Annotated in this window: 19 protein-coding genes; 11 read left to right on the forward strand and 8 right to left on the reverse strand. The window is 66.9% G+C overall.

Going from position 1 to position 17751, the window contains the following annotated elements:
• Positions 1-94 precede the first annotated feature (94 nt).
• From JGU66_18800 to JGU66_18810, 3 genes are read right to left on the reverse strand one after another with little or no spacing between them, the layout of a single operon-like run.
• Positions 95-322, reverse strand: coding sequence for a hypothetical protein (locus JGU66_18800; protein ID MBJ6762818.1), 228 nt, complete (start codon positions 320-322; stop codon positions 95-97).
• Complete coding sequence (locus tag JGU66_18805; protein MBJ6762819.1) at positions 319-666, reverse strand: hypothetical protein; 348 nt, start codon at positions 664-666, stop codon at positions 319-321. The genes JGU66_18800 and JGU66_18805 overlap by 4 nt, the downstream gene beginning before the upstream one ends.
• A gap of 44 nt (positions 667-710) precedes the next feature.
• Positions 711-911 carry a hypothetical protein gene (locus JGU66_18810; protein ID MBJ6762820.1) on the reverse strand — a complete coding sequence of 67 codons (201 nt, stop codon included), beginning with the start codon at positions 909-911 and terminating at the stop codon, positions 711-713.
• Between the two features lie 224 nt (positions 912-1135).
• Between JGU66_18810 and JGU66_18815 the strand changes: the two genes are divergently transcribed.
• The 4 genes from JGU66_18815 (at position 1136) to JGU66_18830 (ending at position 4589) form a co-directional block, all read left to right on the forward strand.
• A complete protein-coding gene (locus JGU66_18815; GenBank protein MBJ6762821.1) occupies positions 1136-1426 on the forward strand; it encodes a hypothetical protein in 291 nt (96 codons plus the stop codon).
• A 52-nt stretch (positions 1427-1478) separates the two neighbouring features.
• Positions 1479-2354: a hypothetical protein gene (locus tag JGU66_18820; protein ID MBJ6762822.1), complete on the forward strand. Its 876-nt coding sequence runs from the start codon at positions 1479-1481 to the stop codon at positions 2352-2354.
• A gap of 536 nt (positions 2355-2890) precedes the next feature.
• On the forward strand, positions 2891-3094 hold the full coding sequence (locus JGU66_18825; protein ID MBJ6762823.1) for a helix-turn-helix domain-containing protein: 204 nt from the start codon (positions 2891-2893) through the stop codon (positions 3092-3094).
• Between the two features lie 25 nt (positions 3095-3119).
• Positions 3120-4589, forward strand: a complete 1470-nt coding sequence (locus JGU66_18830; GenBank protein ID MBJ6762824.1) for a tyrosine-type recombinase/integrase — start codon at positions 3120-3122, stop codon at positions 4587-4589.
• 776 nt (positions 4590-5365) lie between these two features.
• Here JGU66_18830 and JGU66_18835 read toward each other — a convergent pair.
• Positions 5366-5737 carry a hypothetical protein gene (locus JGU66_18835; GenBank protein MBJ6762825.1) on the reverse strand — a complete coding sequence of 124 codons (372 nt, stop codon included), beginning with the start codon at positions 5735-5737 and terminating at the stop codon, positions 5366-5368.
• A gap of 150 nt (positions 5738-5887) precedes the next feature.
• On the opposite strand from JGU66_18835, the gene JGU66_18840 reads away from it, so the two are divergent.
• The 3 genes from JGU66_18840 to JGU66_18850 all read left to right on the forward strand — a co-directional run bounded on the left by JGU66_18840 (position 5888) and on the right by JGU66_18850 (position 9238).
• On the forward strand, positions 5888-6769 hold the full coding sequence (locus tag JGU66_18840; GenBank protein ID MBJ6762826.1) for an NAD(P)-dependent oxidoreductase: 882 nt from the start codon (positions 5888-5890) through the stop codon (positions 6767-6769).
• Positions 6770-6811: 42 nt separating this feature from the next.
• Positions 6812-7363: a hypothetical protein gene (locus tag JGU66_18845; GenBank protein MBJ6762827.1), complete on the forward strand. Its 552-nt coding sequence runs from the start codon at positions 6812-6814 to the stop codon at positions 7361-7363.
• Between the two features lie 285 nt (positions 7364-7648).
• The gene (locus JGU66_18850; protein ID MBJ6762828.1) at positions 7649-9238 is read left to right on the forward strand and encodes an MBL fold metallo-hydrolase; all 1590 of its coding nucleotides are present in this window, start codon (positions 7649-7651) and stop codon (positions 9236-9238) included.
• Positions 9239-9291: 53 nt separating this feature from the next.
• Here JGU66_18850 and cysC read toward each other — a convergent pair whose 3' ends face one another.
• The 3 genes from cysC to cysD are packed head-to-tail and all read right to left on the reverse strand — an operon-like array spanning position 9292 to position 12026.
• Positions 9292-9852 carry an adenylyl-sulfate kinase gene (gene cysC, locus JGU66_18855; GenBank protein ID MBJ6762829.1) on the reverse strand — a complete coding sequence of 187 codons (561 nt, stop codon included), beginning with the start codon at positions 9850-9852 and terminating at the stop codon, positions 9292-9294.
• Between the two features lie 8 nt (positions 9853-9860).
• Positions 9861-11120, reverse strand: a complete 1260-nt coding sequence (locus JGU66_18860) for a GTP-binding protein (GenBank protein MBJ6762830.1) — start codon at positions 11118-11120, stop codon at positions 9861-9863.
• Complete coding sequence (cysD, locus tag JGU66_18865; GenBank protein ID MBJ6762831.1) at positions 11121-12026, reverse strand: sulfate adenylyltransferase subunit CysD; 906 nt, start codon at positions 12024-12026, stop codon at positions 11121-11123.
• A 276-nt stretch (positions 12027-12302) separates the two neighbouring features.
• Here cysD and JGU66_18870 point away from each other — a divergent pair, with 276 nt between their 5' ends.
• Complete coding sequence (locus tag JGU66_18870) at positions 12303-13079, forward strand: thioesterase (GenBank protein ID MBJ6762832.1); 777 nt, start codon at positions 12303-12305, stop codon at positions 13077-13079.
• Positions 13080-13082: 3 nt separating this feature from the next.
• Here JGU66_18870 and JGU66_18875 read toward each other — a convergent pair whose 3' ends face one another.
• Positions 13083-13865, reverse strand: a complete 783-nt coding sequence (locus JGU66_18875; protein ID MBJ6762833.1) for a 4'-phosphopantetheinyl transferase superfamily protein — start codon at positions 13863-13865, stop codon at positions 13083-13085.
• Positions 13866-13989: 124 nt separating this feature from the next.
• Between JGU66_18875 and JGU66_18880 the strand changes: the two genes are divergently transcribed.
• From JGU66_18880 to JGU66_18890, 3 genes are all read left to right on the forward strand, one after another.
• Entirely contained in the window at positions 13990-15204 is a 1215-nt protein-coding gene (locus JGU66_18880; protein ID MBJ6762834.1) for a DUF2183 domain-containing protein, read from the forward strand.
• Positions 15205-15385: 181 nt separating this feature from the next.
• Positions 15386-16633 (forward strand): glycosyltransferase, encoded by a 1248-nt coding sequence (locus JGU66_18885; GenBank protein MBJ6762835.1) that lies wholly within the window; start codon positions 15386-15388, stop codon positions 16631-16633.
• On the forward strand, positions 16630-17730 hold the full coding sequence (locus JGU66_18890) for a hypothetical protein (GenBank protein ID MBJ6762836.1): 1101 nt from the start codon (positions 16630-16632) through the stop codon (positions 17728-17730). Before JGU66_18885 ends, JGU66_18890 begins: the two co-directional genes overlap by 4 nt.
• Positions 17731-17751: the final 21 nt, after the last annotated feature.

Consider the following 17751-nt stretch of genomic DNA (forward strand, 5'->3'; position numbering starts at 1 on the left):
GTACTGCGTGGTGAGACTGAGGGCCTGGACAGGGCGAGCGAGGGGGTTGCGTCCCGCCCCGCCCAGGCGGCGCCACGAGGGCGCCTCAGATAAATCAGTCTGAGTGCAGGCCGCTCAAACAGAACGCCCCGTACTTGGTGCGGTCCATCCGACCGCGGCACGTGGGGCACCGCTCACCGGAGCCGGGATCGGGCGGCTCGGTGGGCATGGACGTGGCTTTGCCCTGGAGGGCATCCAGCTTGGCGAAGTAGTCCGCTCGGCCGTCGCGGTGGCGCTGAACCTCTGGAGAGATGACACGGGTGCGGCGGGGGAAGTAGCTCACGGCGTTGCCTCCTTCACGCCAGAAGGGGCGCCCACCCGCGCGCGGAGGCGTGCGGAGCGCGCGTGCCGCTCCAGCTCCGTGCGCAGCACCTCCACGTCGTGCAGGGCGCGCAGGACGGCCCGCCGAGCCTCCCCCGCCCAGTCGCAGCGGTTGTGCCAGTCGGACGAATCGTCCGACTCGCGCGCGAGGGCCAGCTCCGCGTCGGCTGCCGCGACCCGCGCCTCCCGGAGCTGCTCCAGCACCGCGGCGCACCGCTCGACGTAGGCGCCCACCTCCCGCGTGTCGAGCGCCCCAGCGCCCTCCTCGAGGAGCGTGGCGAGGGATGCAGTCGTGGGTGTCGTCATGCCGCCGGAAAGGGGCGCCCTCGTCTGGAGGGCGCCCGGGGCCGCTACTCGTTTCGCGGCTGGAGGCGCTCCAACTCCGCCTCAAGGGCCCGGTAGTACGCGAGGGCCTTGCTCAACTCCGACTCGGTCAGGGCGCGCGTGCCAGCGACGCGGAGCGCGCTCTCCAGGCTGTGCACATCCTTCAGCGGCTCCTCGACCCGGAAGTAATGGACCTGCATCGTGCTGCCCGTCATCTCGCTGCCCATGTGCGGCCCCCTTGATGTGCTGCGAGGGGGACTATGCGCTCCTCGTACGCTTCAGTCAATACTTGTATATACAAAATGATTGTCGGTAGTTACTAGGCGATTTCGGAACATACGTTGCCGCGCTCAGTCAGTACGAGGTAAGACCCCTTGGCTAACCCACTTGGAGGGAGCGAATGGCACGGAAGGCAGCGACTACGGCGGCACCGGCACCGGCACCGGCGGAGGTGAAGCCGAAGCTCGTCACCTTCAGGGCACCGGCGGACATCCAGGTGATTTTGAAGGGTGCTCAGGAGGCCGGTGGAGAGGCGACTGCCACCATCTTCCGTGCGCTCCGGCACATGCGTGACTTGGAGGAACTGCTCGGGGTTGAGGACTGGGCGGAACTTGAGAAGCGCGCGAAAATCCGCAAGGTGACGGTGGCCGTCATCGTCGCGGAGCTGGTCCAGCCGTCTCTTGCCTCCGCGCGGTCCGACCATGGGCGCCCCTTCCCAGGGCGGGCCGACAACAAGAAGTAGCCCTGCGAGTCCGGAACACCCCGTAGACTCCGCCCACGCACCGGGAGCCGCAATGAGGAACGCCGAGAATATCTGGATGGGTCGATCGTCCGACGAGGAGCGCGAGCCCGAGAGGGCCCAGCGCGTAACCACGCGGAGGCAGACCTGGTGGAAGCGCGCGACGACGCTCGTCGTGCACCGCTACAGGGGGCTGCTCACGGGACGTATGCGGCAAACGGTGGACTCGGCAACGGGCGCTCCGGCGCTCGACATGGAGATCAACGGGCGGCTTGAGCACCTGCACCCGTTGCATGACTACGACATGCACCTCAGCTTCAGACAGAGGACCGCCACCGAGCCACCGCGAGCGCGCTTGCGCATCTCCGGCGTCCCCTCCTGGGCGGACGCCGTCGCCATCCGCGACAACATGGAGAGAGGCTTGAGGGTGGCCAAACTGATGATCGCTGGCTCGATGACGGCTCCGAGACTGAGGCACACGATGGCGCACCTGCGGGCGCGTCAGCGCCCGCGGCTCCCGAGCATGCGCGCCCGATTCATCAAGCGGCGCGTGCGCGAGTTCGTTCGGCGCACGAAGGGGCCTATCGCGAATGGGAGTGCGGTGATGGCTGCCGTGGCTGCCATGCTGTTCGGCGCGCTCCTCATCCCGCAGGGCGACATCCTGGCTGCCCTGCCCATGCCTGTTGACGTGGTCAGTCTCGTGGTGCGCACGGCCCCCTCCGGAGGCATCGCGCGCCCCATCCCCAAGAATCCCCTTCCCGGGCAAAAGACCTCGAACTGTGATGCGGACGCGGCGGAGGAGTTCATCGAGGTTGGATGCTTCACCGCCGTGAAGCGTAAGAAGCCGCCCTGCGGCGTGCTCTTTGAGCATGACGGCGAGTGCTACAACGCGGTCGGAGTGGAGCAGCCCGCGCCGAAGCGGGATAAGTAGCGGCAGTCGATTTGCTTTCCGGGGTCGCCCTGTGTTACCGCTTATCGCGTAGCGCTCGCGACCCGTTGCTGGGACCATTACCGGTTCGCGCCCCCACAGATTTCGCCTCGGCATCGCCTTGGCGACCGGCAAAGGCCGACGCCCCACCACCGGTGAGGCGCCCGCCCTCCGGCCCTCGCCGTCGTTTGTAATGGTCCGACGGCGAGGGCTACTTACTGCTGGGGGTCGCATGATTAGCCCGACAAGACACCTCCCCGCCCTGATGAGCAGCTCGTACCCGAGCGCCACGGTGGCCGACTCCCGTCTCTTCCGCTGGACACGATGTCTCCCATCGGAGCGCCGATGCACTGCGCGTGCGCCCAATCCGAGACTCGCTCCGACGCCCGCCCCCACTCCGCGTAGACGCCGCTCGATGGCCTGACCGTTGCTGTCTGGCTAGGCCGTTGCGTCACGCAAGCATTTCGGGCCGACCTGACAACCTGTCAGGTCCATACCAGAAAATTAGACGTATCAATTGTATCAGTAGGGGGAAGTTCATGGAGACTCAGAGCGCGCAGTTTGAGGATGGCTGGGAGGTCGAGCGTGCCGCCCAGTTCTTGGGGATCTCACCGAGAACGCTGTATCGGCTCACCAATGAGCGGAAGGTGCCCCACTACAAGGTTGGTGGAGCGCTCCGATTTGAGCCATCCAAGCTGCGTGCGTGGCGCGCAGCTGGCGGGAGCGACAATGCCCAGCGGTGAGAAGCTACCCTCGGGGAGCTTTCGGGTGAGGTGGCGGCGCGCGGATGGCTCGGTCGCCAAAGAGGTTATCCCAGCGGCCACGCGCGCAGAGGCGCGCCGCAAGGCGCACCAACTTGAAGAGGCCGCATGGATGGAGCGACAGGGCCTGGCGGATGCGCGCCCGGTCGAGCTCACTGTGTCTGAAGCAATCGCGCTTCGGCTGGCCGCCCTCCCCGTCGAGTTCGCCAGCGCCAAGAATCTCCGCGAAAAGCTCGCATACGTCGAAGCGGCGCTTGGGGCGCGAAAGCTCGGGAGTGTCGCCGCCGATGACGTGCTCATGATGCTGGCGAAGCTCACGCATCTGGCCCCTCAGACACGTGAGCACATCCGCATGACGGGGCAAGGCCTCTTTACCTTCATGCGGACGAAGACCAAAAAGTACAAGGGCGACAATCCCTTCAAAGACGCAGGTCCTGTCTCGGTCCCCAAGAGACAGGTGCGTGTCTACCCGCGCGACATGCTACCGCGTCTCTTTGAGACGCTGGCGCCCGAGTACCGGGCGCCAGCGGCAACAGCCCTAATGACTGGAGTCCGCAAGGGCGAAGTGCGCGCAATGCGCAAGGAGTGGGTCAATCTACGGGAGCGATACATCCTCATCGCCGGAGGAGGTCATCGGCAGACAACCAAGGGGGGCCGTGAGCGCCGAGTGCCCATCCCAGAACTGTTGGTCCCGTTCATCGAGGCGCAAATGGAGACCCCTGGCCCCTATCTCTTCCCGAAGCCCGGCGACAGCGAGCCACACAGCGCGCACTGGCGCGTCCATGACATCATGGCGCGAGCGCTAGTCCGCATTGGAATGATCAAGGCTTGGCGCCCATATTGCTTGCGCCGGTCGTGCAAGTGGAAAGACGCACCTGCATTCGAGGTGGGGCAGGCCACGTGCCCGAACTGCGGGCGCAAGGCGCGATGGAAGGCCCTCCCGGTGGACCTGCGTTTCAAACACCTGCGGAGCACGTGGGGCACCACGGCATACAGCGTGACCAAGGACCTGCGCTTGGTGGCGGATGTGCTTGGGCACGCGGACATGGAGACCACGCGAGAGCACTACGCCGTCGCACTCCCAGAGCATGTTGTTGCGGGCGCGGAAGCCACGGCGGCCATGCTGGCGCCATGGGCTCCTCGTGGAAAGAATCGAGAGGAAATCCAGCCAAAGGTGAGCACTCGCCCTCATGGCGCCGCAGCCGAAATCGTGAATCCAATTGAAGACTTAGGAAAACTGAGCAAACGAAAGGAGCGCTGTCCAATGGCATACGACGGTTTCCTAAACCGCAGGCCACAGGTTCGATTCCTGTCGGGGCCGCTTCGCAACAGCCTGATTTTCCTGGCCTTTTTGCTCCAGCGCAGGCTGGCCCTTGAGCGAGCCAGCCAAGTCTCGGGCGCCACGTGGGCAATTCTCCCACCTGTCGATGCCCTCTCCAGCGGGCGTTCCCGTATCGACCGTAGGACTCGACCGTAGGCGGCCCTGCCGACTCCGAATTTGGATCGTTGGACTGGGAGTGCGCCCCACACACCCTTGAGGTCACTGTCGGACACTCCGCACATTTCGGGGTTACGGCGCCGAACGCAGTTCCGGCCCGCGGAGATGGAGGGGCCTGCGGTTTAGGAAACCGCAGCCCATGGGTTTGCTGCTGGCTGACCTCTCCAAGCTTCCTGTTCTGCGGTGCGTGAGGGAGTTATTCAGATGTATCTGCAATCGCGAGCCAGTTCAGCCCTCTGCCCCGCTGGGCGAGGAGCCACCATGAACTCTCGCGACGACGCCTCGTGAGGAATGCATGAGTGATGTGTCTCCAGTCGCAGAGCCCTACGCAGCGGCCTGGCGTGAGTATGCCCGTCGCTCGGCGGCGCTCTGGTTCGTTCTCATTGGAGGACTCTTCTCGCTCCTCCACTTTGCTCGCAACCAGATGCACGCCTTGGGGCGCCTTCCGGACTGGGTCAGCTATCTCTCCTTCCCTTGGCTGCTCGCGATCATCGTGACTGCGCTGCGCTGCGAGTACTGGCTGTGTCCTCGCTGTCAGGAGCCGTTTCACCGGCGCGGACTCTGGCGCAACGGATTTACACGACGGTGCATGAACTGCGGCTTGAAGAAGTGGGCGAAGTCTCCCGAAGCCACCAAGTGACAACAGACACTCACCCTTCAGACGACGGGCCTTCGATGGACTCACCGGCCTGATGAACAATCATCAGGCCGGTTGTCATTGCGTACCTGCGGCCTCTTCGCTCCTGACAGCGTCGTCAGTTGCCCCGGTAGGTCGTGTCGAGGATGCCGATGCCCGCGCCCTCGACATACAAGGTGACTCGCGTGCCCTGCGTCGCGGCCTGGGTGGATCGGTCGAACAACCCCAGCCGCTCGGCCTCGCTGTACTGGTAGCCACCGGCCGAGGCGCCCGAGCCCAGGTAGTAGTAGTTGCCGACGAAGCTCCCGGTGCAGTTTGCCCCGGTGTACACCTGCACGAACGCGTAGCCCTGACCGTAGGTGGTGTTGGGCTGCCGGGTGTACGTCGCCGAGCAGACGTAGCCATTCACGGTGATGGGGGCCGCCACGGCAGTGCTGGCAAACCCGACCGACATCATCAACGCCGAAACAACGATGGACGCTCGCTTCATGGGGATGTCCTTTGATGCTATGGGTTGAGGTTGAGGCTTCCACGCCCGCGACGGACATGGGGTCTGGAATGCGTCTCCGCAGTTCCGCGCGAGTAACGTACGAAACGGCTTTTCTTCCTCACCTCCCCTTTCGACAGCGAGCCAATCCAGATGTCATCCAACCGTTCGACGAAGCTTGCAGTCATTGGAAGTGGACTCATGGGAACCGCCCTGGCGCGAGCGTTCGCGGCGGCCGGGCATGACGTCGCCGTCTGGAACAGGACTCACTCGAAGGCCAAGGCCGTGGGCGGTAGCACCCAAGCGTTCGAGGACCTGCGCGAAGCCGTCTCGGGCCGAGAACTCGTCGTCGTCTCGCTGTCCAACTACGCCGCCAGTGCCGAGTTGTTCGGGACGCCCTCCGTCGCTGCGGCACTCACCGGGACGACGCTCGTCCAGCTCACCAGCGGGTCTCCCGCCGACGCACGGAGCGGCCAGGAGTGGGCGAAGGCCCACGGCGTGAACTATCTGGATGCGGCGATCCTCGCCTATCCGAGCTTCGTCGCCACGGAGTACGCCACCGTGTTCTACGCCGGCTCGCGCCCTGTCTTTGAGCGCCATCGGGAGACGCTTCAGGCGATTGCGTCGAACTCGGTCTATGTCGACGAGGCGATTGGCTCCGCCGCGACACTCGACTGCGCCATCCTGGAGGCCTACTACGGTGGCACCCTGGCAGTCCTCCACGCCGCGGCCATGTGCAAGGCCGAGGGGCTCGACCCGAAGCTGTTCTTCGCCCAGAAGAACTCATTCCTCGGGCTGATCTCCGTGACGGCAGACGCCGCCCAAGGAATGGTCGAGCGCAATGACTTCTCCGGCGACCAGTGCAGCCTCAACACGCATGTCGCGGCGATCGAGCACATCGTCCGACTGAGCCGCGATGCCCGCATCAGCGCGCGCTTCCCCCTGGAGTTGCTCGAGAACTACCGGCGCGCGCTCGGCGCGGGGCTGGGGCCCCAGGAGCTGCCCGCGGTGTTCCGCACCCTGGAAAAGGATTGAGCGCGCTTGCCGCAAGGGGCGCGCCCGTGCGGGAGTGTCCCGATGGGAGACCACATCACGAATGACCTGGCCCCCGGCGCGCCTTACGTCCACGCGAGCAACGGGACACTGGCCACGTTCTTCGATGTCCTGACGCTCGCGGCGACTGCGCGAGCGCGGACGAAGTGGGAGCTGCAGTTGGCGCTCTGGCTGGCGGAGAGCGACCAGACCATCCTGGGACTGGGCATGGTGGGGTTCGACGTCTCCGCGCTCGGGTGGACGCTGGAAGCCTTCGACGCCCAGAAGCGATTTCTCCTGGAGGTCATCGACGCGGCCATGGCGCGCGAGGGCTGGGAGCGACTCCCTTTCCAACTGGATGACGCCACCGGGGTCCTCACGCTGCTCCGCCAGGTCCGCGAGATGGTCGAGCAGTTCCCCCGCGAGGCCATCCCAACGCCCCAGGTCAAGACGTGGCGCTGGCATGAAGGCCTCCCGGAATATGGGCGCTGCGAGCTGCATCACGTCTACCTGCACGCCGCCGGGTGCATCCTCTGCAATGAGGCCCCACTGGATGCGTCGATGCCCCACCGCACCCAGCCCCCCAAGCTCGCATGAAAAGTACCACGCCGCGCACATCGACCTCTCCACGCGCGTCGCCCACGTCGAGTACGAGCTGCCCCCGCTCGGAGCCGAGGCCGCGCGCGCTCGACGTCGTCTCGGAGTTCTCGCGGGGCCCCGAGGCACCAGACCTTCGCGTCCCGGTGCGCTCGGCGTTACTCGCCACCTTGGGTCGTTCGTGACAGCGGCCCCGCCGCGTTCATCGCGACTTCAAGATTGCACTCGGGCGGGCCCGCCCCGTGGGCTTGACGGCGTTTCCCTGCTCGACAACATTCCCCGCCAATGCTCGACCGCCCGATGTACCTGAAGCCAGACGTTGCCATCGAGCCGCTCTACAACCAGTGGTACGTCTGGTGGTTCCTGCTGTCTCCCGCCACCGCGCCGCTCTTTGTCACGCGATTGCATTTGAAGTTGATGCAGTCCTTCGTGGCAAATCCAGACGTGCACGTCGCCGCGCTGCAGAACCCGGCGCTGATGGGCGGCCCCTTCATCAACCACCCGGTGGCCCGCGTCCCCCAGGTGAAGGCCTTGCTGGAGCGCACCACGCGCGAGCAGGCGCACATGCTGGCCTACGCCGCGGCCCTGACGGAGCTGGAGCACCTGTTGGCCAGCGCGAAGGGCGACTCGCTGGAGCCGCTCTACGCCAAGGTCCCGGAGCTGCTGCGCGGCTACGTCGAACTCACGTATGACCTGAGCCACCGCGCCAACGCCCGCGTCATGGAGCCGCTGCTGTACCGCAGCCCCTACTACCGCGAGGCCTCCCAGAGCATCGCGCTCATGCGCGTCAGCGGAGATGCCCGCAAGTACATCTTCAGCACGCCGCGACTGGAAGGCGACACGCCCCTGTGGCTCCAGGTGCCGTTCCGCCACGAGGGCATCGACGCCCTCTTCCGCATGCGCACCACGCCGGGCTCACCGGGCCAGGTGGCGGAGATGCTCGGCGTGTCGAACGACGCCGCGCCCGCCTTCGCCGACCTCTTCACCGAGACGCCCCCGCGCAAGCCCGAGCCCTACACGGGCCCCGGCGTGCGCGTGCGCTACTTCGGCCACGCCTGCGTGCTGCTGGAGACGCGCGAGGTGAGCGTGCTCACCGACCCCGTCATCAGCTACGAGTTCCCCACCGAGCTGTCGCGCTTCACGCACGCGGACCTGCCCGAGAAGATCGACTACGTCCTCATCACCCACGGCCACGCCGACCACCTGATGATGGAGACGCTGCTCCAGCTCCGCCATCGCATCGGAACCATCGTCGTGCCGCGCAACAACGGGGGCAGTCTGGCGGACCCATCGCTGCGGCTGATGCTCGAGCACACGGGCTTCCGCAACGTCGTGGAGATCGACGACCTACAGGAGATCCGCATCCCGGGTGGCTCGCTGACGGGCATCCCCTTCATGGGCGAGCACAGCGACCTCACCATCCAGGCCAAGACGGCCCACCTCGTGCGCCTGGGGGGCCGCGCCATGCTGATGGCGGCGGACTCCAACGCCATCGAGCCCCGGCTGTACGAGCACCTCAAGCCCCTGGTGGGCCCGCTCGACATCCTCTTCCTGGGCATGGAGTGCGAGGGCGGCCCGATGAGCTGGATGTACGGTCCCCTGCTCTCCCAGCCGCTGCCGCGCAAGATGGACCAGTCACGCCGCCTCAACGGCTCCAACGCCGCCCGCGCCACGGAGATCCTCAACCACCTCCAGCCGCGCGAGTCGTACGTCTACGCCATGGGCCAGGAGCCGTGGCTCCGGCACGTCATGGTGCTCCAGTACGACGAGACCGCGCCCCAGATGATCGAGTCGAACCGCTTCCTCGAAGTCTGCCGCTCGCGGGGCATCCCGGCGGAGCGCCCCTTCCTGAAGCTGGAGCGCATCCTCGAGTAACAGCGCGCGCAGGCTGCCTCCCACGCGGGAGGCAGCCGCGCCCACGCACGGACTCAGGCCGCGCTGGCCGTCGGGCCGAGCAGCCCGCGAGCCCGCAGCAGGTCCAGGATGCGCCCCAGACTCGCCTCGACACTCTCCGAGTCCGAGTGCACCACCAGCTCCGGAGACTCCGGGGCCTCGTACGGATCCGACACGCCGGTGAAGTGCTGAATCTCTCCGGCGAGCGCCTTCTTGTAGAGGCCCTTCACGTCCCGGGCGATCAGCGCGTCCAGGCTGGCCTGGACGTAGATCTCGATGAACGGGATGCCCGCCTCGGTGGCGAGGTGCCGGACCTCTTCACGCGAGGCCCGGTACGGCGAGATGGCCGCGGTGAGGACCCCCACCCCGTGCTTGGCGAGCAGCCGCGCGACGTAGCCGATGCGGCGCACGTTCTCCTCGCGGTCCTCGCGGCTGAAGGTGAGCCCCTTGGACAGCCAGGTGCGCACCTCGTCCCCGTCGAGCCGCTCGATGCTGCGCTCCGCCTCCAGGCGCTGCCGGAGCAGGCCGGACAGCGTGCTCTTGCCCGCGCCCGACATGCCCGTCAGCCACACGATGAATCCCACCCGCTGCTCCATCCATCACCTCAAACGGCGGCGCCGTTGATCATGCCCGCGCCCACGGTGGCGTTCGTCCCCTCGTCAACGAGGATGAAGCTGCCCGTGTTGCGATTGCGTCGGTACTCGTCGAAGAACAGCGGCACCGTCGTGCGCAGCGTCACGCGGCCAATCTCGTTGAGCTTGAGCCCAGGGCTCTGCTCGTCGCGGTGAAGCGTGTTCACGTCCAGCCGGTAGTGAAGCTGCTTGATCATCGCGCGCGCCGAGCGCGTGGTGTGCTTGATGGCCAGCCGCGAACCCGGCTGAAGCTGCGTCGCATCCGACAGCCAGCACACCATCGCGTCGATGTCCTGGCCCACCAGCGGCGGATTGCCCGGCCGGCAGATCATGTCACCGCGGCTGATGTCCAACTCCTCCGCCAGCGACACGTTCACCGACATGGGCGGGAAGGCCTCTTCCAGGTTCTTCCCCGCCAGCTCCAGCGACTTGATGCGCGTGGTGAAGCCCGAGGGCAGCACCATCACCTCGTCACCCGGCCGGAGCACGCCCCCCAGCACCGCGCCCGTGTACGCGCGGTAGTCGTGGAACTTCTTCGCGGATGCGGGGCGGATGACGCCCTGGACCGGGAAGCGCACGTGGATGAGGTTGCGGTCGGACGCGATGTGCACGTTCTCCAGGTGGTGCAGCAGCGTCGGGCCCTCGTACCAGGGCATCTTCTCCGAGCGCGTCACCACGTTGTCTCCGCCCAGCGCGGAGATGGGGATGAACGTGAGGTCTTGCACGTCCAGCTTCATGGAGAACTGGCGGAACTCCTCGCGGATGGACTCGAACACCCCGACGTCGAAGTCCACCAGGTCCATCTTGTTGATGCAGAGCACCAGGTGCGGCACGCGCAAGAGCGACGCGATGAACGCGTGGCGGCGCGTCTGCTCCAGCACGCCCTTGCGCGCATCCACGAGGATGAGCGCCAGGTCCGCCGTGGACGCGCCCGTCACCATGTTGCGCGTGTACTGCAGGTGTCCCGGGGTGTCCGCGATGATGAACTTGCGCTTCGCCGTGTTGAAGTAGCGGTACGCCACGTCGATGGTGATGCCCTGCTCACGCTCGGCCTTGAGCCCGTCGAGCAGCAGCGCCAGGTTGACGTATTCGTCCCCGCGGGACTTGCTCGTGCGCTCCACCGCCGCGAGCTGGTCCTCCAGGATGGACTTCGTATCGTAGAGCAGCCGGCCAATCAGGGTGCTCTTGCCATCATCGACGGAACCCGCCGTCGCGAATCTCAGCAGTTCCATCTAGAAGTATCCCTCGCGCTTGCGGTCTTCCATTGCCGTTTCACTGAACTTGTCGTCTGCGCGGCTCGCGCCTCGCTCCGTCACACGCGACGCTTTGATCTCGTGGATGACCTGCTCGATGGTGTCCGCGGTGGACTCGACGCAGGCCGTGCACGTCATGTCGCCCACGGTGCGGAAGCGCACCGCCGCGTTCGAGACCGCTTCGCCGGGGAGCAGCGGGAGGAAGGGCGACCACGCCATCAGCATGCCGTCGCGGCGGAACACCTCGCGGCGGTGCGTGAAGTAGATGGAGGGCAGCGCCACCTTCTCCTGCTCGATGTACTGCCACACATCCAGCTCGGTCCAGTTGGACAGCGGGAACACGCGGATGTGCTCACCGCGACGGTGGCGCCCGTTGTAGAGGTTCCACAGCTCGGGCCGCTGGTTCTTCGGATCCCACTGCCCGAACTCGTCGCGGAACGAGTACACGCGCTCTTTCGCGCGCGCCTTCTCTTCGTCTCGCCGCGCGCCGCCGAACACCGCGTTGAAGCCATGCTTCTCGATGGACTCGAGCAGCGGCTGCGTCTGCAAGCGGTTGCGCGACGCGCGCGGTCCCTTCTCCTCCGTCACCTTCCCCGCATCGATGGCTTCCTGCACCGACGCGACGATGAGGCGCGCGCCCAGCTCCGCCGCGCGCTCGTCCCGGTACTTGATGACCTCCGGGAAGTTGTGCCCCGTATCCACATGCATCAGCGGAAACGGGAGCGGCGCCGGCCAGAAGGCCTTCACCGCCAGATGCAACATCACCGCGGAGTCCTTCCCGCCTGAGAACAGCAGCACCGGTTTATCGAACTCGGCTGCTACTTCCCGAATGATGAAGATCGATTCCGCTTCCAGCGCCTCGAGGTGCGACAGCTCGTAGCTCACGAAGAAGCAAGGTAGCACAGGTCCCTGTCATCCCCGCTAGCCGTCCCCTGCGCGGAAACTGCGTCAGCGTCGCGAGCTTCGCCCAATGAGACATCGCGCCGGGGCCCGTGAGCTGCGCAGAGCCATACCACTCGGGTCCACCGACATTCCGCGAGCACTCCGTCACGCCTCCAGCCATTCACTCCTGGTGAATCCATGTCACACGTTCTGGCGGGTCTGCCTTCCTGGACAGAGGGCTTGACCGGTTTTCCAGGCCCGTGCGACAGAGTGTGGGTGATGCGAAGCGCGACCGCCCCGACCCCCTTGGACCGCTGGTTCCCCACTCGCAAGCCGCTGCCCGAGGCCCGGCTGCGGCTGTTCTGCTTCCCGTTCGCGGGCGGCAGCGCATCCATCTACAACGGATGGAGCACGGGCCTGCCCCTGGGCGTGGAGCTGTGCGCGGTGCAGCTGCCGGGGCGCGAGCGCCGGTTGATGGAGCCGCCCATCGCGTCCATGCCCGCGCTGCTGGATGCGGTGATGCCGGTGATGGCGCCGCTGTTGGACAAGCCGTTCGTCCTCTTCGGCTACAGCATGGGCGCGCGCATCGCGCTGGAGGTCGCGCGGCGACTGCACCTGCAGGGCGGCCCACAGCCTCGTGGCTTCATCGCGGCGGCGGCGCCTCCTCCGGCCGCGAATGACCGCGAGCCCATCCACCAACTCGACAACCCGCGCTTCATCGAGAAGCTGCGCGCCTACGACGGAACGCCCGAGGAGATCCTCCAGCACCGCGAGCTCTTGGAGCTGGTGCTGCCCACTCTGCGCGCGGACTTCTCGCTGGCGTGGTGGGAGAACGGGCCGGACGCGGTGAAGCTGGGCATCCCCATCTCCGTGCTGGGCTCCACGGGCGACAAGCACGTGGCCGTGTCGCTGCTGGAGCGCTGGCGCGACGAGACGAGTTCCCCCGACGTGCGCGTGCGGCACTTCGCCGGCGGGCACTTCTTCATCCGCTCGCACCCGGAGCAGGTCCTCTCCGCGGTGCGAGAGGACGTGGCGCGCTGGGCCGCTACGCCCTGAGCCTCACGCGGATTGGAAGCGCGGGGGCGAGTCCCCCGAGAGCGGCACGGTGTGCTGCCACCGCACCGTCAGCGGCGCGCCGCGCGGACGGCGCACCGCCAGCGCCGCGTGGTGTCGCGCCGACGGACGCAGCTGCATGAACTGCCACGTGTCCGGCACGTCGTTCATGCGCGGATCGAACCCGATGCGCGGCATCTGCCCGGGCGACAGCTCGAAGGCGAATTGATCCAACGGCAGCGAGAGCCCCGCGCCTCGCGCCTTGATGTACGCCTCCTTCAAGGTCCAGTAGTCGAAGAAGCGCTCGCGCTGGCGCTCTCGGGGTAGCGCGCGCAGGGACTGGACCTCCGTGCGCGCGAAGAAGCTGTCGGCGATCTCCACCGTCTCGCCAGGGCGCTCGGCGTCCTCCACGTCCGCGCCCAGGTCCGCCTCCAGCCCCACCGCCACGAGCGCCATGCCGTCCGTATGGGACAGGTTGAAGCGCAGCCGCGCGCCCCACGGTCCGACAATCTCGGGCCGACCGAAGGCGTTGGGGACGAAGGACCAGGACTCGGGCGCCACGGGCGCGTAGCGCGAGAGCGTCAAGCGGACGAGCGCGTGCGACACGAGGTACTGGCGCTGGTGGCGCTCGAAGCGGAAGCGGCGCTGCTTCTCGCGCTCGCCTGGGTCCAACAAGGCGTCATAGGCCTGGAGGAGGCGCGGGTCGTCGATGCGCTCGGGCTCGACGATCCACACGTGGACTTCATCCGACCGGAGCGTCAGGGGCACAAGAGGAGCGGGCGCGGTCATCGGCCGGAAGCGAAGCAGGAACCGCGGCGCGTGTCACGGGGGCCGCCGCGCTGGAACGATGCGGGCGCGTGGACATAGGCTCGCCCTTCGCGGCCTCCGCGCGAGACCGCTAGGGGGGATCACCATGGACCTGGTCGTCGCGACGAAGAAGCTGGAGACGCTGCGCGCCCTGATGAACGGCCACACCGACCGCGCCGAGGAGCAGCGCATCCTGGCGCTGCTCACGGAGGCCACGGCGGAGGAGCTGAACTTCCTGCTGGCGAACGTCGACCTCGCGGCACTCCTGTCGGACATGGATGATCGCCTCCTGGGTCCGCACCACCACACCGCCGCCCTGGAGCTGTTGGCCACCCGGCGCGCGGGCGAGCTGTCCGTACCCGTGCGCGCCTCGTTGGTGACGGCGCTTCAGGTGGGCAGCACGCCGGCCATGGCCGAGCGGGGCATCCGGGACCTCCTGTGCATCACCCGGGGCCGCGAGCTGACGGCGCTGAAGAACCTGCTCGACGCGGGCGGAGACTTCCACGACCTCGCGCAGCTCGTGTTCGACGACGTGGATGACCGCGGCGTGCGCGAGGCGATCCTCTCGCACGTGCGTCACGAGGCACTCGGCAATCCCAGCGGCGAGAACAAGGTCCTCAGCGACATCGACGACACCTTCTTCGTCAACTGGAAGGACACACGCTATCCCTCGCAGACGGTGTACCCGGGCGTCACCCAGTTCTACCGTGAGCTGGATCGCGGGCCGGGCCTCGCCCCCGGCCGGCTGGGCGACCTCACGTTCGTGAGCGCGCGCCCCATGGATCCGCTGGGGCTCATCGAGAACAACACGCTCGCGCAACTGGAGGCGCGCGGCGTGCCCACGCCCGTCATGCTGTCCGGCGACTTCTTCCACCTGCTGGGCAACGCCCGCATCGCGGAGAAGAAGTTCGAGAACTTCCAACGCTACGCCCAGCTCTTCCCCGAGTACGGCTTCGTCTTCGTGGGCGACAGCGGCCAAGGCGACGTGGACTTCGGCGCGAAGATGCGCGCCGCCGAGCCCGACGCCGTGCACGCGGTCTTCATCCATGACGTGGTGGCGACGCCCGAGCCCCAGCGGCTCGCCCACCGGGCCCAGCGCATCTACTTCTTCGACACCTATGTCGGCGCGGCGGTGGAGGCCTTCGGTCTGGGCCTCATCGCGCGAGACGGCGTGGACCGGGTGGCCCAGGTGGCCACGGCCGCGATGCGCACCATCGCCTTCCAGACACCCGCGCAGAAGGAGGCCCGAGAGGCCGAGCTGCGCCGGGACCTGGCGCGCGTCCAAGCCCTCGCATCCGCACGGCCGCCCGCGAAGGGCTGAGCACCCGACACCCTGCTCCACTGAGGGGGCCGAGCGCCGCCCCGCGTGAGCGACAGGTGCTCAACCTCGGGCAGTCCGCCAGACCTCGGGGGCAGTTGAAGGCGAGCCCTCGCTCCCCACCTTTGGGAGCGCTTCGGATTGGAGGCCGAAACAGGGGCCGGCGTGAGGGGGGCGGAACGCGATGGATCTCTTTCCCATCCACCTGCTGTTCATCGTCGTGCTGATGAATCGCTACATCCTCGGGCCGTTCCTGCGCCGCTTGAAGGGCAAGCACTTCGAGCGCGTGGATGACACCTACCAACCCCGCGTCGCGGTGGTCATTCCCCTCTTCAACGAAGGCAAGGGAATCGTCGACACCATCAACGCGCTGCTCGCTCAGGACTATCCGAGCGAACTCTTGCAGATCATCGTCGTGGACGACTGCTCGCAAGACGACAGCTTCGCCTGGGCGCTCAAGGCGGCGGAGGGCCACCGCAACGTCATCGTCACGCGCAACCCGGAGAACATGGGCAAGCGCAAGGGCATCAACCGCGGCGTGCGCACCGCGGAGGACGCGGAGATCATCGTCTCGGTGGATTCGGACGTCATCGTGGATCGCCGCGCCGTGCGCGAGCTGATCCGCCGCTTCGTGGAGCCGAACATCGCGGCGGTGGGTGGCCGCACGTACGTGACGAACCGCCATCAGAACTGGCTGACGAAGATGATTGAAATCAAGTTCCACTTCGCCCAGCAGTGGCTCAAGGACCTGGAGCGCAGCTTCCGTCAGGTGATGTGCCTGTCCGGGTGCCTCACCGCGTATCGGCGCCACGTGCTCCTGGAGCTGGAGCCCATCCTGGAAGCGCGCGCCATCGCGGGCGTCCCCATCAAGTATGGCGAGGACCGCTTCCTCACCCGGCAGATCGTCAAGCACGACTACGAGACCGTCTACACGCTCGACTCGTTCTGCTTCACGGCCGCGCCCGCCAATCTGGCGGGGTACTTCGCGCAGCAGCTCCGGTGGCGACGCTCCAATCTGGTGGACCTGCTGTCGGGCCTGTCTCACGCCTGGCGGCTGCACCCGGTCATCACCATCCACTACGTCTCGCAGTTGGCGCTGCTCCTGTCGTATCCCGTCGTCATCGTCGCCAACGTCATCAATGGCGAGTTCTGGGACATCCTCTCGTTCCACTTCCTCGTCATCGGGCTGCTCGGCTTCATCTACCGACTGGAGACGCGGCACCTGCCCGCGGACCGTCGCGTCTCGGGCGCCAGCTTCCTTCCCATGGCGCTCCTGATGCCCGTCACCTATGCGCTCTTCACCCCGCTCGCGCTCCTGACGCTGGACTCGGGGAGCTGGGAGACGCGCGGCAGTCCGAAGGCCGCGCCCACCCTCGCGCCCAGTCCCCAGGGCGTTTCGTCCACCCACGCGGGTGAGGGCACGCAGTCATGAATCAGAGGCTCGCCAACCGCATCAACTCCATCGCCGTGTCCTCGTACAAGTTCATGGGCTCGGTGCTGCTCGGGTTGATCCTCCTGGGGCTGCTCTCGTTCTTGAGCGTGCACGGGTTCTTTCTGTTCAGCCGGAGCTGGCTGACGCCGACCATCGTGTCCCCCACGGATCCGCAGATCCTCCTGCTCAATACGCAGGCGGCCCAGCAGGAATCACGGCGGGATGAGCTGCGCGCCCGGCGCCGCGAGGTGACCGATCAGCTCGTCGATGCCGAGCGCACCATCCACGCCGAGCGCTCGTTCCAGCAGCGCTTCCAGGTGGCGCTCAAGAGCGAGCGCGACGCGCGGGCTCGGATGGCGCAGCGCCTGGGCGTGTTGCATCAGGAGTACCGGCGCACGCAGCAGGACATCGAGGAGGCGAACCGCGCCTTCGCGGGGCTGTCGCGCACGCGCTCGGAAGCGCTGCTCACCGCCAAGCTCCTGGATCGCGAGGACAAGCTCACCATCAACCATCACCTGGCGCAGATGGCGCAGAGCAACCTGACGCTCGCGCAGACCTCGGTGGAGCTGGAGACGCGCGTGGAGACGCTCCAGCGCGAGATGCAGGGACTGAGCGCGGCGCAGAACGGCTTGGGCAAGGACGCGGTCCAGGAAGGCCTCACCACGGACACGCTGCTGCTGGAGCGCGAGTTCACCCACTCGGTGCTGGAGGAGGCGCGAGCGGAGGCGACGCACAAGAGCCTCGAGCGGGACATGCAGGGCCTGGACGACGCGACCGCTCGCTTCGAGAAGCTGCTGGAGACGCTGAAGAGTTCCCCGTACCTGAAGGCAATTGAACAGAACCTGACGATCGGCTTCGTTCCCTACGAAAACATCCACAACGCGGAGCCCGGGACCCCCCTTTACGCCTGCGCGGCCAAGGTGATCTGGTGCCGGGAGGTCGGCGTGGTGGGCCCGGTGTTGGAGGGCGAGGTGACCATCAAGCATCCCATCCGGCAGTACATGCTGCGCGGGGTGATGGTGGAGCTGGAGCTGAAGGACGCGCCCAGTGCGCGCGAGGACCTGCTGCACCTGGGGCGGCCCCCGCTGCTGTTCTGAGGCAGGCTCCGAGGAGACACG

This window comes from Myxococcaceae bacterium JPH2 (genome assembly GCA_016458225.1).
Classification (GTDB): domain Bacteria; phylum Myxococcota; class Myxococcia; order Myxococcales; family Myxococcaceae; genus Citreicoccus.